This is a genomic window from Streptomyces sp. NPDC056486 (assembly GCF_042795295.1).
In the GTDB taxonomy this organism is placed as follows: Bacteria; Actinomycetota; Actinomycetes; order Streptomycetales; family Streptomycetaceae; genus Streptomyces.
On record NZ_JBHTSF010000010.1, the window covers coordinates 67,364 to 82,664 of the forward strand.

The following is a 15,301-nucleotide window of genomic DNA, read 5'->3' on the forward strand; positions in this document are numbered from 1 at the left end:
TGCAGGATCGCGCCCTGCTCGAAGGGCACCGAATCCGGCAGCGCGCCCACGGATATCTCACGCGCCAGCGCGAATTCGGCGTAGCCGGTGGTCAGCGGCGTGGCCGTAGCAGCCCTGGGCGCAGTGCTCGCGCAGCCCGTAGTAGTGGTCATACGTGAGGTCGCCGCAGTTGCACACGGTGCAGGCCCGCACCCGCACCAGCACCTCTAGGGGGCGCGGCACCGGTACCGGGGCGTCGGTGGCGAGGCGCCCCGCGAACAGGGCGGGCGTGGGTCCGCACCTGCTGGCCCAGCCGCCCGCCAGCACGGTGCCGATGATGCCGGTGGTGAGGAAGCCGCTCACCGCGAGCGTGCAGGCCCGGTAGCGACAGGAGAGCAGCCCCGGCGGCGCGGTCGTGCCGGTCATGGAGCCCCCTGGCCAATGGATCACCAGGAGATTTACACCGGCCGACCGTCACGTCAAACAAGGCCAGGACTTTGCCAACTCTCGCCAACTCGCTTACCAGTAGGTCGCTTTCGGTCGATTCCAGGCCCTATTTCCCCCCTTGACATCGAGGATTGGTATAGGCCAATATCCGATTGGTCTGAACCAACTGCATGCCCCGCATGACCTGCACCACGCGCACCACTGGCCCAGCGATCTTCCGATCCATCGGCGCCTGCACCCCGTACACATCGGAGGAATCCATGGCAGACAACAGCCGCCAGGAGCTCACCTGGCTCGCCAACTCCGTGCTCCAGCCAGGGTTCGAGGGCACCACCGCTCCGGACTGGGTACGCCGCAGAATCGCCGAGGGTCTTGCCTCGGTCGTCCTGTTCGGCCGCAACATCGTCAGCCCGGAGCAGGTCGCCGCGCTCACCGCGTCGCTGCGTGCCGAGAATCCCGACCTCATCATCGCCATCGACGAGGAAGCAGGCGACGTCACCCGGCTCGAAGCGCGCACCGGAGCCTCCCGCCCCGGAAACCTGGCCCTGGGCGCGATCGACGACGTGGACCTTACCGAGCAGGTTGCCCGTGACATCGGCCGCGCGCTGCGCGATGTCGGCGTATCACTGAACTACGCGCCCAGCGCCGACGTGAACTCCAACCCGATGAACCCGGTCATCGGCGTCCGCTCCTTCGGCGCCCGTACCGATGTCGTCTCCCGCCACACCGCCGCCTGGGTTCGCGGTCTGCAGTCCGCCGGCGTCGCCGCCTGTGCCAAGCATTTCCCCGGCCACGGCGACACCAACGTCGACTCCCATCACGGCCTGCCGCAGGTGTCTGCCGACGCCCTCTCGATCGCCCGGACCGCACTGCCGCCGTTCATCGCAGCGATGGAGGCGGGAGCGCGCACGGTCATGACCGCCCATATGCTCATTCCGGCCTACGACGCCGAGCTGCCCGCCACCCTCAGCCACCGGATCATCGAGGGCCTGCTCCGCGGCGAACTCGGCTTCGACGGCCTGGTGGTGACGGACGGCATCGAGATGGGCGCAGTCTCCGACCGCTACGGCATCGGCGGCGCGACCGTCAAGGCGGTGGCTGGCGGTGTCGACGCGGTATGCGTCGGCGGCGAGAGCGCCAAGGAGTCCACCACCGCGGAGCTGGCCGACGCGCTGGTGCATGGCGTCCTCGACGGCACCCTGCCCGAGGCACGCCTCAGCGAGGCCGCCGCTCGGGTACGGGAGTTCGCCAGCTGGTCCGCGGGCCTCTCCCGCGCTGCGACCCGCGATGACAAACACTCCGACATCGGTCTGGTGGCGGCCCGGCGCGCGGTCCACGTACACCGCAAGCCGGACACCGGCGCCGAGTTCCCGCTCGTGGGCGACGCCCACGTCGTGGAACTGACCCCGCTGATGAACCTTGCCATCGACGGCGGCACCCCGTGGGGCGTGGCCGACCCGCTGCGCTCGCTGCGTCCCGGCACCACGTCCGTGCGTATCGGCGAGTCCGAACTCTCCGTCGGAGATGACCTTCTGGACCGGGTCGCGATCGGACCAGCCACCGGTCGTGCGCTGGTCGTCGTCGTCCGTGACGTAGCCCGCTACGGCTGGATGGCGCAGGCCCTGGCCAGCCTGGTCCGCCGCCGCCCGGATGCCGTGGTCGTCGAGATGGGCGTCCCCACCGACAAGCGCCCCGGAGCCGTACACCTGGCCACGCACGGCGCGACCCGGGTGTCCGGCACCGCCGCCGCAGAGGTGCTCGTCGGCGTCCGTTGACCGGATGGCAGGACCGTCCTGGACTGCCTCTCCTGGCAGCAACAGCACAACAGCACAACAGCACAGCAGCACATGCGAGGTTTGGAGCACTACATGCCCACGCCCGATGGATATCTGCATCGAGCCCCTTCGGAAATCCCCTATTTCAGCGCAGACGGTGAGTCGTATCTGGCGCAGACACCGCTGCGAGATCTCCGTAAGTCACAACCCCTGCGGGTACTGTCCGAAGAGGACTTCGCCTGCTGGCAAACGTACGGATATACCGTGGTCAAGGAAGCGATACCTGCATCCGCGGCCCGTCAGCTGCTGGAATTCACCTGGGACTTCCAGGGGCTCGACCCGGAACGCCCGGAGAGCTGGTACGGGGAACGGGAGTTCCAGTCGGACCTGGAGAGGGATCTGCACGTCTACGGATTCGTAGAGGCATACCAGCACCAGCTCATCTGGGACAGCCGCCAGTCGCAGCGGGTCTACGACGCGTTCGTTGATGTTTGGGACTGCGAAGAGCTGTGGGTGACCCTGGACCGGCTCAATCTCAACCCGCCCAACATCAAGGACCGCGACCGCGCGCTGATAGCGCCGACGGACAAGGGCTTCGACATCGAGCTGCACTGGGATGTCGACAGCACCCTGAGTGTGCCGCCGCAGCGGGTCCAAGGGATCATCGCGCTCAATGACACCCAGCCGGAGTACGGCGGTTTCCAGTGCTCGCCCGAGCTGTTCCGCCGCTTCGACCAGTGGAAGGCCGGGCAGCCGGCGGACCGCGATCCGATCAGGCCCGAGACCGATAGGACAGAGTTCCCGGTGATCCGCCCGGAGCTCAAGGCCGGCGACCTGCTGATCTGGAACGGTCTCCTCGCCCACGGAGTGGCGCCCAACACCTCGCAGAGCGGGGTGCGTTCGGTGCAGTACCTCTCGATGATGCCCGCCCTTGAGTCACATGAGGAGATGCGGCGGTCCCGGATCGACTCCTGGCGCCATCTCTCCACGCCGAACTGGAACAAGACGCTGATCGGCGACGCGACGAAGCACGAGTCGCTGCGCTACGGCAGGGCCACGCTCAACGGCCTCGGCGCAAAGCTGCTCGGGCTCGAATCCTGGAGCGGACAGGAATCCGAGCAGGCACCCAAGGGGACGGCCGGAGAGCTGACATGCGCAAAATCTGTCTGACCCTGCCCACGAACCGGGAGTGCGCCGCCACGATATCGGCGATATCCGAGGAAGCGGACTACGCGGCACAGCACTTCGACGTCGAAGTGCACCTGCTGATCCTGGACTCCTCCGACGAGCCCGAATTCGCCGGCCACGCCAAGGCCATCGGCGAGGCACAGACGCACCGGGCCCCGAACGTGATCGTGCACCACCTCGACGAAGCGCGGCAGCGGGACCTGCTGCAGGAGGTGATCCACCGCGCCGACGTCACCAAACCGGACCTGATCCTCGATCTGATGCTCCCGGCCGACGTCTCCTACGGCGCCTGTACCAATCGCGCCTTCCTGATCGCCAACACGCTCGACTGCGAGTCGGTGCACCGCCGGGACTCCGACAGCCGCTACCAGGTCCTGGACGGGCAGCCCGTCTTCCCCATCCACCACGAGCTGATGTCGCTTGGAAAGCGCGCGGCCGACGCGGCGGACGGCGTGTCCGAGACCGCCCTCGACCCGGCGCACGCGCACAAGCCGGTGGTTCTCGTGGGCAGCTCCTTCGTGGGTGAACTCTCCGTGGACATCGGTGAGGTCAAGGAGCTCGACCCCGGGATCTACTACGACGTGGTGAGCCTGTGGGCCCCCGAACAATGGCCGGACGAGCAGAAGTGGCAGCTGGTCGACAAGTCCTTCAGGGGAGCGGGAACCGACCTGTTCACCGAGGACCACTCGACCCTGACGACCGTCGACCCCATGCGCGTCGACATGTGCAACATCAGCTTCCGGCACGAGCTGTACGACCGCGTCCCGCTGCCGCCCGCGACCAACACCATCGGCAGCGACTACTTCCTCATGCATCTGGTGTACGACACCGCACTGCCCGGCGTCCTGCACAACCGCAACATCGTGAACTTCTACACCGCCGAGCGGCGAACCGACTCCGGGTTCATGGACTACCAGCTGCGGCTGACGAAGTTCTTCCTGTCGATGCTCTACTTCCATCACGTCTACGACCGGATGGCGATGACCGGCGAGTTAATCCTCGACGAGCAGCATCAGGTACGCCCCTCGGCCATCGCCGAAGTCGCCAGGGAGAGCACCCGGCTCGACCGGTCGGAGAATGTACGCCGGCTGGCCGCCCTGGACCGCTCCTACCGAAAGCTGGGTGGCAGATATGCCGAGTTCGCTGACCTGCTGGCGGCCCGCGGTGAGCGACTGCTCGACGAAGCGCGCGAGGACATCGGGGACTTCGCGTTGCTGATCGAGGCGTGGGGAGCGCTGACGCGGGCGAGCCGGGCGTGAATACACATATGCGTTCCGCCTTGGCCGCAGCCACCCATGACCAGATCATCTTCGATCTCGCAGGAATACGAGAGCAGTACGCGACTTTGTTGCGGGATTTGCCTTCGATAGATGTCCGATTCGCCATGAAGGCCTGCCCCGTCGACGAGGTGTTGACCTGTCTGGCGGACTTGGGTGCGGGCTTCGACGCGGCGAGTCCCAACGAAATCGCGCAGGCAATCGCGACCGGCGTACCCATTGACCGGATTCATTACGGCAACACCATCAAGTCCGACCGGAATATCGCCGAAGCCTATCGTCTCGGGGTACGGGACTTCGCGACCGACAGCCTGGAGGACGTGGCGGCGATCGCGGCCCATGCCCCCGGAGCCCGGGTTTTCTGCCGGCTCGCCACCGACGGCGGCGGGGCGCTCTGGGGCCTCAGCCACAAATTCGGCTGCTCGGCCGCCGACGCCGTACGCGTCCTCGAAGCGGCGTGGGCGGCGGGCCTGACACCGGCTGGGCTCTCCGTCCATGTCGGCTCACAGCAGATGACCTCCGACGCCTGGCACGACGCCTTCGAGTCTCTCGCCGACGTGCTCACGGCCCTGAACCGGCGGGGGATCTTCCTGGACCATGTCGATCTCGGTGGCGGACTGCCGGCCCTCGGGTACTCCGACAAGCTGGGAAGGCGTCTTGATCCTCCGGTGGACAAGATGTTCGCCGTGATCCGTGAGGGCATGGAGCGCCTCAGGCAAGTCTCGGAATCCGTCCTGGACTTCATCATGGAGCCTGGGCGCCATCTGGTCGCCGACCACGGTGCCATCAGGGCCCATGTGTCCCGTCTGACCTCGAGACAGCAACGAGACGGCGAACGTCAGCACTGGCTGTATCTGAGCTGCGGGAAGTTCAACGGCCTCTATGAAATGGATGAGTTGCAGTACCGGCTTGAGTTTCCCTCTCATGCCGATACGGAAACTGACGTGGAATACGTTCCGGCCATCGTCGCAGGCCCCACCTGTGACAGCGATGACGCCTATGCGCATGAAGGCCTTCCCGTTCGGGTGCCGGGAGCGGCCGCGTCGGGAGATCCGGTCTGGATCTTCTCCAGCGGCGCCTACGCCACCAGCTATATGACCCAAGGATTCAACGGGTTCAGTCCGCTTCCGTATGCATGTATCCAGTAGATGGGCCAGCACATGCATATACGGAAAATAGCCGAAGATGACTGGGACGGCATCGTGGCGCTGGAAGCCGAAACCTATATCGACAGTGATCTTTCGGAGGAGCGGGAAGCACTGGAGTCCAGAGGGAATGCGTCGCCGGACACCAGCTTCGTACTGGACTCGGAGCAGCAGATCGTGGGCTACTGCCTGGCCTTGCCCTACCCGATGTTCCAGTACCCGGACCTGGCCCGGGGGGAGGTGACCGTCTACCGCTCGCGCAATCTGCATCTGCACGATTTCGTCGTCGCTGAAAGCTTTCGCGGCAAGGGCTGGTCGGGGCAGCTACTGAACCGCCTTATGGACACGGCAAGGTCGAAAGGGTACGAGCACATCTCCCTGGTCGCGCTAGGAGGTGCCGACGCCTTCTGGTCGGCAAATGGATTCCAGCGCCGCCACGACGTCGCCCTCCCACAGAGTTACGGCCCCGACGCGGTCTACATGACAAAGGAGGCTGATGAACATGTTTCGCATCCGCGATGAATTTCTCCGTGCGCAGTTGGCGATTTCGGCGCTGTTCTGCTTCCTCGGATTCCAGTACGCCACCTGGGCATCGCGGCTCCCAGCGCTCAAGGCGGACCTCGACCTGAGCGAAGCGCAACTGGGCCTGCTCCTTATGGCCTGTGGTGCGGGCGCGGCGGCCTCGTTCCCGCTCGTAGGGATATTGATGAAGCGGCTGGGCTCCCGCCGACTCACCTTTCTGTCCGCGCTCTGTCTGGGCCTGCTGCTGCTAGCGCTGGCCGCGGCGCCGAACTACCCGGTCGCCCTGGCGGTTATCTGCCTCGACGGTGTCGCCGTCGGATGCCTGAACGTCTCCATGAACGCGCAAGGAGCCGCGCTTGAGGTCAAGTACGGGCGAACGGCCATGTCCCGGCTGCACGCAACGTTCAGCGCTGGGTCACTGGGTGCCGCGCTGCTCGCCTCCGGCGTGAATCTGTTCACCCCGTCCCTGGCAGCGCATTTCGGTGTGGCCGCCGTCCTCCTGCTGCTCCTGGTCGCACTGGCCAGGAACGGACTCCTGACTCAGGACCCCGAGCCCGAGGACAAACAGCGCCCCAAGTCGGGCATGCCGTCTCGAATGACGCTGTGGATGGGCGGCGCCATGGTGTTCGGCACCGTGACCGAAGGTGCCATGAACGACTGGTCGGCGCTCTACATGGAAGATGTCGTCGACGCGGCGGCGGAGATAGCGCCGTTGGGCATCGCCGTCACCTCGGTGATGATGGTGCTCGCGCGCCTCTTCGCCGACGGCTGGCGCACCCGCTGGGGCGACGCCCGCATCGTCCGTCTCGGCAGCGCGCTGGCCGGTGCGGGACTGGCCCTGGCGCTGCTTGCGGGCGGCGTGGTCACGGCGCTGATCGGGTTCGCCTGCGTAGGCCTTGGCATCGCGGCCGTGACGCCGTGTGTCTATGTCGCCGCCGCACGGCAAGGCCCGCAGTCACTGGCCCTGGTCGCTGCCATGGGGACGACGGGCCTGCTGGCAGGTCCGGCCCTGATCGGCTTCATAGCAAGCGGTAGCAGTCTGGTGTGGGGCATGGCGGCCGTCGCGGCCTCGGCGCTCCTGGTCTCCGTATGCGCCACCCAGATCCGCTGGCCGGCCCTCGCGGACGCCTGACCGCAACGGCTGAAGGGCCCGTCGGAGCCGACGGGCCCTTCAGCCACGTACGGACAACCTCAGGCATTCAATACCGTCTCGTACCGCAGCGGGCCCTCTTAGCTTGGTACTTGGCCCTTCAATCGGACGTGCTCTTTGAAGGTGTCGGCCCGTTTCACGGTCTCGCCGACATCGTGCCTGGTGGCGGGACGCCTGTTCTTGGAACCGAGCGGGCGTCCTGGGCCGCTCTGTTCACCGCTGTGTTGCTGATGCCCGCTGGTTCGGCGGGACATCAACGCCCGCGAGGGCTACGACTACTCCCACCACGGCCGCGCCGACAACCCCGACACGGCCTTCGTCCCCGACGACATCGTGGACCGCTTCTGCGTGATCGGCACCGCCGAGCAACACATCGCGAAAATGGGGGAGTTGAAGCGGCTGGGAGTGGATCAGTTCGCGCTGTACGCGATGCATGACGCCCGCGAGGACGTCATCGACGGGTACGGCACCACGGTCATCCCGGCCCTGCGGAGCTGACGCCGCTTCAGGTCCCACCGGTCATCAGAACTGCCCGGCCCGATAGTCGCCCGCGGGCCGCTGAGTGAGGACATTCAGGCGGTTGAAGGCGTTGATGACGGCGATGACCGACACCAGGGCGGCGAGCTGGTCCTCGTCGTAGTGCTTGGCGGCGTTCGCCCACACCTCGTCGCTGACGCCACCGGCGGCGTCCGCGATGCGGGTGCCCTCCTCCGCAAGGTCGAGGGCGGCCCGTTCGGCATCCGTGAAGACTGTGGCCTCGCGCCAGGCGGCGACCAGGTGGAGGCGTACCGAGGTCTCCCCGGCGTGCGTGGCCTCCTTGGTGTGGATGTCGATGCAGAAGCCGCACCCGTTGATCTGACTGGCACGGAGTGCGACCAGTTCCTGAGTCGCGGCGGGCAACGTCGATTCCGTGAGCGCCTTGCCCGCGGCGACGATGTGCTTGACGGCCTTGGCCGAGACCGGATTGCCGAGGAAGTCGAGACGGGTGTCCATGGTGATCTCCGTTTCCTGTCTGATCGGTCGGTCCCGTGGACGGAACCGCTGTTCGCGGGAGCGTGTGTGTCCCGGCAGTACCGACGAGGCAGCCCCGCGGAATGTGAGGCGACGCGCCGACATCACATTCCGCGGGGCTGTCTCGTCGTACAGGTGACGGCAGATGCGGCAAGGGGAGCGGCGACATCATGAGGACCCAGTTCCGGAACGGAGACGTCGGGCTCGATCCGGGCCTGAGCGCGATCATGGGTGAGCGGCGGCAGCTGATCAATCTCGCGTACCGGCTCCTCGGCTCTCTGACCGATGCCGAGGATGTCGTACAAGAGGCCTACACGCGCTGGTACGCCATGTCCCGGCAGCGGCGGGAGTCCATCGCATCCCCAGGAGGCTGGCTGATGAAGGTCGCCGGTCACATCTGCCTCGACCAGCTCCGCTCGGCGCGGGCCCGGCGCGAGAGCTACGTGGGCGAATGGATCCCGGAGCCGCTGCCCGACCGTACGGAGTGGACCGGCGGGCGGCCGGGCGGCACGGCCGCCGACCCGGCCGACCGGGTCACCCTCGACGAGTCGGTCGACATGGCGTTCCTCGTCGTCCTCGAATCGATGACCCCGGCCGAGCGCGTCGCGTTCATCCTGCACGACGTCTTCCGCTACTCCTTCGCCGAAGTCGCCGAGATCGTCGGCCGGAGCCCGGCGGCATGCCGTCAGCTGGCCTCATCCGCACGCCGACGCATTCGTGCCGCGCACGCTCCCGCGCGTCCGGCCGCCCGGCGCGCCGCCATCGTCAGGGACTTCAAGCACGCGTGGGAGGCCAAGGACATCGAGGCGCTCATCGGCCTCCTCGACCCCGACGCCACGGCGCTCGCCGACGGCGGGGGCCTGGTCAACGCCGCGCCCCGCCCCATCGCGGGGGGCGAGGAGATCGCGCGCTACCTGGTGGCCGTCACCGGCATGGTGCCCGCCCAGACGATCCTGGAGCGCACGGTGAACGGCCGGCCCGGCCTGGTGGTCCAGCACGACGGCGTCACCACGTCGGTGATCGCCTTCGAGATCGCAGGCGAGAGGATCAAGCGCTGCTGGGCGGTACGGAACCCCGAGAAGCTGCGACCCTGGACGACGTGCTGATGGCTGAGGCACATGGCTCCCCCGCGTTACCGGTTTCACCGCTTGTGGCGTGCGAAGGGTCTTTTAGGGCCTTTGTCGTACGGTAAACTAACGAAGTGAGCCAAGGTGCTCTGTTGAGCGTGCGGTTGCTCAATATTCAAGCGTGCGACGGTGATCGCCGACGGTCGGATGGGGTGAGGGCAGGAGATGGGTCGCAGTAAGCGCGCCGCCCGGCCCCCCGTGACCGGCGCTTTGCGTGACCGCGCCGAGGTGCGCGCCGCCAGGGTCGTACGCGTCGACAACTCCGCCCGCGACAGCGTGCCCGATACCGACGGCACCACGACGAGCAGCCCGCGCCGCTGACGCATCCGGAGTCTCGACTCCGTACGTCCCGCGCCCAGTTGTTGTCATCCCACACGCCCGACGGTATGAGTGTCGCGCGCCCGTGTCGCGCTGCCGTGTCCGCCTCCTGCCGGTGAGCCGCCGCACTGTCGGCGACCCGCGCCGGGCCGTAGGCCATCGACCCGACGAGGGAGAGCAGATGACCACCCAGGAGATTCCCGAGCAACTCCTCCACGGCTACGCCGACATCCTCACCGGGGCGGCCGCCACCGGCCGCCGTCTGACCCGCGAGGAGCTGACGTCACGCCGGGCGCTCGGCGCGCAGGCTGCCAACGCCGGATACGCGTGGCGCGTCCTCATCCGCGAACACCTCAACGCCACCCGGATCCACCGTCCCACGAGCGGCGATCCGGACCACCTGCTCGCCACCGCGGAGCAGGCCATCGACGCCTTCGCCGAAGGCTACGAACACGCACAGCGTCAGGTCGTACGCCAGGAGGAGGCCGCCCGGCGCGAGCTGATCGACGATCTGCTGTACGGACGAGGGGACTTGGGCCACCTCGCCGCACGTGCCGAGCGATTCGGACTCCGGCTGTCCCACGCGCACGCGGTGGCCGTGGCGGAGGGGCCTTCCCCCTACGACGAGACCGATCCCGTGGCGCGGGACGTGGAGAGCGAACTGGTCGGCCGCTTCGGTGACCGCGACATCCTGCTCACCACCAAGGACGGCCGCCTCGTGTGCATCGCCCCCGCCCATCAGGACGAGGTCCTTGCCTACTTCGCCAAGCGGGCGCACGCCGCGACCGACGGTGGCCGCATCGCCATCGGGCGGTCCCGGCCCGGCTCTGCGGGCATCGCCCACAGCTACGAAGAAGCCGTCAGCACCCTGGAGCTCGCGACGCGCATGGGCTTCGACGAGCCCGTGCTGCGCGCCGCCGACCTCCTGGTCTTCCCCGTCCTGGCCCGTGACCGGCAGGCTCTGGTGGACCTGGTGCTCAATACGCTCGGCCCGCTGGAAGAGGCGCGGGGCGGAGCCGTTCCGCTCCTTGAGACCCTGTTCGCCTACTTCGACACAGGGTGCGTGGCGGCCCAGGCGGCGCGGCAGCTGTCACTGAGCGTACGAGCTCTGACGTACCGCCTGGAGCGTGTCCGCACCCTCACAGGTTCCGACCCCGCCGACCCGCTGGACCGCTACACCCTGCAGACGGCGGTCATCGGCGCGCGGCTCCTCGGCTGGCCGGCCACCTCGCTGTGAGGCGCGGTGCGAGGGTCAGTCGGTGACGTCGATCTTGCCGTTGAGCTTGGCGGGAGCCGTGCCCGCGGGGGCGGGGGACTTGCCGCCGGTGATGCCCTTGAGGAGTTCGGCGACGTCGACGCCCGTGGTGGAGCTGAGGAGTTCGACGCCCTGGGCGACGTTGTCGGCGACCGTGCGGGAGAGCTGGCTCGCGCCGTCCGTGGAGATCACCGTCATCTTGTCGATCGCGCTGAGCGGTTCGGACGCCTTGGCCACCACGCTGGGCAGGACCTCGACGAGCATCTGAAGGACCGCCGCGTCGCCGTACTGTGCGAACGCGTCGGCCTTCTTGCGCATCGCCTCCGCCTCGGCGGCACCCTTCGCACCGATCGCGGCGGCATCGGCCTCGCCCTCCAGGCGTACGGCGTCGGCGAGCGCGGCACGCTGGGCCTTCTCGCCCTCACCGGTGAGGCGCGCCCGGTCGGCGTCGGCCTCGGCCTGCTTGACCAGGGAGACGCGGCGGGCCTCCGCCTCCTGCTCGGCCTGGTAGCGGGCGGCGTCGGCGGGCTTGCGGATCTTGGTGTCGAGCTCGCGGTCGGTCAGGGCGGCCTGCCGCTGGGCGACCTTCTCCTGCTCGGTGAGGACCTCCTGCTGGCGGGCGGCCTCGGCGAGCGGCCCGGCGGCCCCGGCGCGTGCGGCTGCCTCGTCGGTCTCGGCCTTGATCTCGGCCTGCTTGAGGTAGAACGTCCGCTGGGCGACGGCGATCTCCTCCTCGGCCTTCAGACGGGCCTGCTCGGCGGCGCGGCGGGCGACGGCCTCGGCGATGTCCGCCTCCTGCCGGGCGCGGGCCGCCTCGGGGCGGCCGAGGTCCTCCAGGTAGGAGCCCTCGGTGGTGATGTCCTGGATCTGGAAGGCGTCGAGCACCAGGCCCTGCCCCGACAGGCTCGCCTCGGCCTCCTCGGCGACCTGCCCGGCGAAGGCGGCGCGGTCGCGGATGATGTCCTCCACCGACATCCGGCCCACGATGGAGCGCAGCGCCCCGGAGAGCACTTCCTGGGTGAAGCCGACGATCCCGCCCTGCTGGGCGAGGAACCGCTGGGCCGCGGCGCGTATGGAGTCCTCGGTACCGCCGACCTTGACGATCGCGACGCCCTCGAGGTTGGCCTTCACCCCGCGCAGAGTGACGGCGCCGCGCACCGCGATGGGGATGTGCCGCGAGGAGAGTTCGAGCGTGAACTTCTGCTGGACGAACGGCACGACGAAGACGCCGCCGCCCACCACGACCTTCTGGCCGCTGTTGTCGGTGAAGACACGGCCGGTGTCGGGGTCGGTGGACTTCTTGCCGCGCCGCCCGGTCACGATGAAGGCCTCGCTGGGCCCGGCGACCTTGTAGCGGGTCACGACGACGAGTGCGAGCAGGACGAGGAGTACGACGACTCCGATGACGGCGATCAGGACTGGACTCATGGTGAATTCCCCCCTGCCTCCCGGAGGGCGGCAGATCGGTGATGTTGTACGTGGGCCCGGATATGGGCCTGGGTGTGTGCGGTGCGGTGGTCAGCGCTGTACGGGGCGGACCGCGACCGATGTCGGCGACAGCGCGGACTCCACCCAGACCTCCGTGCCGCGGGTGACGGCCACCGTGCTCCTGGCGGAGAACTTCACGGGCTGGCCGGCCAGTTGGAGCAGCACTTCGCCGTACCCGTCGACCGGGATCGCGGTGACCACGGCGCCCGCGGTGCCCACGAGATCGTCGCCCCGCGGGGTGGCCGCGGTCTGATCCCGCATCAGGGCGCGGCTGAACTTCCAGGTCAGCCAGGCCGCTCCCACGCCGACGACCGCACCGACAGCGGTGGCACCGACTGCGCCGAGCCCGGTCGTGCCGAGCACGATCGCGCCGCCGAAGCCGAGCATGGACACGAACCCGGCGATGACGGGAAGGGACAGCAGCCCGTCGAAGAACCCGTCGAGGACTCCGATGCCGTCGAAGAGTCCTTCAAGAACCCCGTCGAAGACGAGGGAGAGGACCAGCAGCACGATTCCCGCGATGCCGAGGCCCAGAAAGACAGTCACCGGAGCACCTCCCCAACTTGCCGGATGTCTCGGTGTGGCGGGAATCGTCGCATGCGGGAAAGTTCGCGCACATTGCCACGATCCGGCAATGATCAGGCTCTTTTCATGCCGGTCTGTGCGTCGGGCCGCGTCTCGCCTCAGCTGGTCCGGCTCTGGGTACGTCGGCCGAGCAGTTCCGCCAGGCCCTGGCGCGTGGCGGCAATGACGACGCGGTCCTGCGAGCGCAGTACGTACCCCGGGTGGAGGTCCCAGACGAGGCCTGCCGGCCGGTCGGTGTCCTCGTCGGTCCGGGAGGCCGTCAGGTCCGGGACCCGCTCGTCCGGTGCGGTGGAATCCAGGGCGATGACCCGCCAGACCCCGGGCCGGAACGATTCGGCGATGGTCCGACCCTCCAGCTGACGGTGTCCGGCGACGTCGAGGGCGGCGAACAGGAGCACCCGCCGCTCGACGGGGATCGCGCCCAGGATCTGCCGCCCCATCATGGCTCCCGCGAACGCGGGGGCGGCGAGGGTGGAGACGCTGCGGCTGCGGGTGAGGGCCTGCGGGTGGGCGGTGCGCAGGGTGCGGTAGACGGCGGTCGCGAACGTGTCGTCGTACAGCCGGAGGGCCACGCGCACGTTGGGCTTGATCGAGCGGGCGTACAGGGCGGCTTCGAGGTTCGTGGTGTCGACGCTGGTGAGGGCGAGCAGCGCGTGTGCGCGGTGGATCTTGGCGGCCTCCAGGACGCCTTCGTCCGTGACGTCCCCGATGACCGTGGGAACGCGCAGGCGGCGGGCGAGCGGGATGCCGCGCGCCTCGGGGTCCTCCTCCACGCACACGACGGGGATGCCGAGTTCGCGCAGGCGGGCCAGGACGCGGGTCCCGACCTTGCCGAGGCCGAGCAGGACGACGTGGCCGGAGAGGCCGCGCGGCGGACGGCGCAGGGAAGAGGCCGTGCGGAAGGTGCCGAGGGCCTCGAGGACGGCGGCGAGCAGCACCGGCAGGAGGAGCAGCCCGGCCAGACCGGACAGGAGTTGAAGAATCTGGCGGGCGGTGGATTCGCCGATCGCCGGGTCGTCGATGGCGAACAGGTCGAGCAGGGTCAGATAGGCGGCGGCCAGGGGATGGGCGTTGCTGGTGAGCCAGTTCGCCACCGCGAGGCCGAGTACACAGGCCATGAGCCCCACCACCGACCAGCGCAGGCGGGGCGAGAAGAGCGAGCCGAACGGAAGTCCGCGCCCGGCCAGGGGGCCGGCCGGCCGGTCGGGCCCGGCGTACGAGACGGCCTTCAGGACCACGGTTCCCCTGCCCGTGGCGGAGGTGACGGTGCTGTCGTCGGGCAGCAGCAGAGGCCCGTCCTGGCCGCCGTCGTCCGAACCCTCCGAGCCCGCGGGGTCGTTGGTGGTCGACGAGAGCAGGGCGAGCGTGCACAGGCCGGGGTCGGCGGTCGCTTCGCGGCCCCGCGGGTCGCGTTCCACGGCGCGCAGAAGCAGCCCGTCGGCCTGGACGACCTTGCTGGTGCCCGCGACGGCGGTGGCCGCCAGGGCGGGCGCCGCGGTGTCGGCGTCGGAGAGGACGGTGGTGGAGGCGTTCACCTCGGTCGGGTCGAGGCCGGGGAAGGCGACCGCGGCTGCCTGGTCGAGGAGATCCTCCAGGTGCTGGCCCAGCTTGCGGTTGTAGAGCCGGATCACGATCCGCAGGCGGGGGTTGAGACGGCGGGAGACGAGCGCGGCGTGGATGTTGGTCTCGTCGTCGTCGTACACAAGGGCCAGCGCGGCGGCGTCGTGGACGCCCGCTTCGACGAGGGCCGCCTCGTCGGGCTCCGGCGCCTCCATGACTCGGGGAACCTCGGGCCGTGCCGCCCCGTCCGCGCCGCCGGGCGTACCGGCCGCGCGCGCCATCACGGCCTGCATCCGGCCAAGTAGGGCGGTGGCCCGCGCCCGTCCTGCCGGTCCGAAGCGTGGACCGTCGGCCGCCGGCGCGGAAGGGACGACGACCGTCACCCGCTCGCGGTACACCGCGCGCAGCTCGGCGGCGAGACGTTCGGCGAGGGCGTCGTCACCGCACACGATCATGTGGCCGCTCTGCGGCGGT

General features: G+C 68.8%; 14 protein-coding genes and 1 pseudogene. 10 read left to right on the forward strand and 5 right to left on the reverse strand.

The genetic code is table 11. The features are described from left to right. Positions 1-57: 57 nt before the first annotated feature. On the reverse strand, positions 58-405 hold the full coding sequence (locus ACFQ7F_RS07185; RefSeq protein WP_383267357.1) for a hypothetical protein: 348 nt from the start codon (positions 403-405) through the stop codon (positions 58-60). Between the two features lie 281 nt (positions 406-686). Between ACFQ7F_RS07185 and ACFQ7F_RS07190 the strand changes: the two genes are divergently transcribed. From ACFQ7F_RS07190 to ACFQ7F_RS07220, 7 genes and pseudogenes are all read left to right on the forward strand, one after another. Then, positions 687-2,201, forward strand: a complete 1,515-nt coding sequence (locus ACFQ7F_RS07190) for a glycoside hydrolase family 3 protein (RefSeq protein WP_383267359.1) — start codon at positions 687-689, stop codon at positions 2,199-2,201. A gap of 93 nt (positions 2,202-2,294) precedes the next feature. Beyond that, entirely contained in the window at positions 2,295-3,371 is a 1,077-nt protein-coding gene (locus ACFQ7F_RS07195; protein WP_383267362.1) for a phytanoyl-CoA dioxygenase family protein, read from the forward strand. Next, entirely contained in the window at positions 3,353-4,648 is a 1,296-nt protein-coding gene (locus ACFQ7F_RS07200; protein WP_383267365.1) for a DUF6271 family protein, read from the forward strand. Before ACFQ7F_RS07195 ends, ACFQ7F_RS07200 begins: the two co-directional genes overlap by 19 nt. 8 nt (positions 4,649-4,656) lie before the next feature. Further along, on the forward strand, positions 4,657-5,814 hold the full coding sequence (locus tag ACFQ7F_RS07205) for a type III PLP-dependent enzyme (protein ID WP_383267368.1): 1,158 nt from the start codon (positions 4,657-4,659) through the stop codon (positions 5,812-5,814). Next, positions 5,815-6,333, forward strand: a complete 519-nt coding sequence (locus tag ACFQ7F_RS07210) for a GNAT family N-acetyltransferase (protein ID WP_383267370.1) — start codon at positions 5,815-5,817, stop codon at positions 6,331-6,333. Continuing rightward, positions 6,314-7,465, forward strand: a complete 1,152-nt coding sequence (locus ACFQ7F_RS07215) for an MFS transporter (protein WP_383267459.1) — start codon at positions 6,314-6,316, stop codon at positions 7,463-7,465. Before ACFQ7F_RS07210 ends, ACFQ7F_RS07215 begins: the two co-directional genes overlap by 20 nt. Positions 7,466-7,735: 270 nt before the next feature. Further along, positions 7,736-7,981: pseudogene (locus tag ACFQ7F_RS07220) on the forward strand (LLM class flavin-dependent oxidoreductase); the annotation flags it as partial. Between the two features lie 24 nt (positions 7,982-8,005). Here ACFQ7F_RS07220 and ACFQ7F_RS07225 read toward each other — a convergent pair. Then, complete coding sequence (locus ACFQ7F_RS07225; RefSeq protein WP_383267373.1) at positions 8,006-8,476, reverse strand: carboxymuconolactone decarboxylase family protein; 471 nt, start codon at positions 8,474-8,476, stop codon at positions 8,006-8,008. Between the two features lie 188 nt (positions 8,477-8,664). On the opposite strand from ACFQ7F_RS07225, the gene sigJ reads away from it, so the two are divergent. The 3 genes from sigJ to ACFQ7F_RS07240 all read left to right on the forward strand — a co-directional run bounded on the left by sigJ (position 8,665) and on the right by ACFQ7F_RS07240 (position 11,176). Further along, positions 8,665-9,600: an RNA polymerase sigma factor SigJ gene (sigJ, locus tag ACFQ7F_RS07230; RefSeq protein ID WP_383267376.1), complete on the forward strand. Its 936-nt coding sequence runs from the start codon at positions 8,665-8,667 to the stop codon at positions 9,598-9,600. A 186-nt stretch (positions 9,601-9,786) separates the two neighbouring features. Beyond that, positions 9,787-9,942: a hypothetical protein gene (locus ACFQ7F_RS07235; protein ID WP_383267378.1), complete on the forward strand. Its 156-nt coding sequence runs from the start codon at positions 9,787-9,789 to the stop codon at positions 9,940-9,942. Between the two features lie 178 nt (positions 9,943-10,120). Then, positions 10,121-11,176, forward strand: a complete 1,056-nt coding sequence (locus ACFQ7F_RS07240) for a PucR family transcriptional regulator (RefSeq protein ID WP_383267381.1) — start codon at positions 10,121-10,123, stop codon at positions 11,174-11,176. Between the two features lie 15 nt (positions 11,177-11,191). Here ACFQ7F_RS07240 and ACFQ7F_RS07245 read toward each other — a convergent pair whose 3' ends face one another. From ACFQ7F_RS07245 to ACFQ7F_RS07255, 3 genes are all read right to left on the reverse strand, one after another. After that, positions 11,192-12,622: a flotillin family protein gene (locus ACFQ7F_RS07245; protein WP_383267384.1), complete on the reverse strand. Its 1,431-nt coding sequence runs from the start codon at positions 12,620-12,622 to the stop codon at positions 11,192-11,194. 90 nt (positions 12,623-12,712) lie between these two features. After that, on the reverse strand, positions 12,713-13,228 hold the full coding sequence (locus ACFQ7F_RS07250; RefSeq protein ID WP_383267387.1) for a hypothetical protein: 516 nt from the start codon (positions 13,226-13,228) through the stop codon (positions 12,713-12,715). A gap of 137 nt (positions 13,229-13,365) precedes the next feature. Next, positions 13,366-15,282 carry an NAD-binding protein gene (locus tag ACFQ7F_RS07255; RefSeq protein ID WP_383267390.1) on the reverse strand — a complete coding sequence of 639 codons (1,917 nt, stop codon included), beginning with the start codon at positions 15,280-15,282 and terminating at the stop codon, positions 13,366-13,368. Between the last annotated feature and the right edge of the window lie 19 nt (positions 15,283-15,301).

What these genes read in the sequence shown, in the direction of transcription:
- ACFQ7F_RS07185 (WP_383267357.1), bottom strand. Translation starts at nt 405, where the DNA reads ATGACCGGCACGACCGCGCCGCCGGGGCTGCTCTCCTGTCGCTACCGG.
- ACFQ7F_RS07190 (WP_383267359.1), top strand. Translation starts at nt 687, where the DNA reads ATGGCAGACAACAGCCGCCAGGAGCTCACCTGGCTCGCCAACTCCGTG.
- ACFQ7F_RS07195 (WP_383267362.1), top strand. Translation starts at nt 2,295, where the DNA reads ATGCCCACGCCCGATGGATATCTGCATCGAGCCCCTTCGGAAATCCCC.
- ACFQ7F_RS07200 (WP_383267365.1), top strand. Translation starts at nt 3,353, where the DNA reads ATGCGCAAAATCTGTCTGACCCTGCCCACGAACCGGGAGTGCGCCGCC.
- ACFQ7F_RS07205 (WP_383267368.1), top strand. Translation starts at nt 4,657, where the DNA reads ATGCGTTCCGCCTTGGCCGCAGCCACCCATGACCAGATCATCTTCGAT.
- ACFQ7F_RS07210 (WP_383267370.1), top strand. Translation starts at nt 5,815, where the DNA reads ATGGGCCAGCACATGCATATACGGAAAATAGCCGAAGATGACTGGGAC.
- ACFQ7F_RS07215 (WP_383267459.1), top strand. Translation starts at nt 6,314, where the DNA reads ATGTTTCGCATCCGCGATGAATTTCTCCGTGCGCAGTTGGCGATTTCG.
- ACFQ7F_RS07225 (WP_383267373.1), bottom strand. Translation starts at nt 8,476, where the DNA reads ATGGACACCCGTCTCGACTTCCTCGGCAATCCGGTCTCGGCCAAGGCC.
- sigJ (WP_383267376.1), top strand. Translation starts at nt 8,665, where the DNA reads ATGAGGACCCAGTTCCGGAACGGAGACGTCGGGCTCGATCCGGGCCTG.
- ACFQ7F_RS07235 (WP_383267378.1), top strand. Translation starts at nt 9,787, where the DNA reads ATGGGTCGCAGTAAGCGCGCCGCCCGGCCCCCCGTGACCGGCGCTTTG.
- ACFQ7F_RS07240 (WP_383267381.1), top strand. Translation starts at nt 10,121, where the DNA reads ATGACCACCCAGGAGATTCCCGAGCAACTCCTCCACGGCTACGCCGAC.
- ACFQ7F_RS07245 (WP_383267384.1), bottom strand. Translation starts at nt 12,622, where the DNA reads ATGAGTCCAGTCCTGATCGCCGTCATCGGAGTCGTCGTACTCCTCGTC.
- ACFQ7F_RS07255 (WP_383267390.1), bottom strand. Translation starts at nt 15,282, where the DNA reads ATGATCGTGTGCGGTGACGACGCCCTCGCCGAACGTCTCGCCGCCGAG.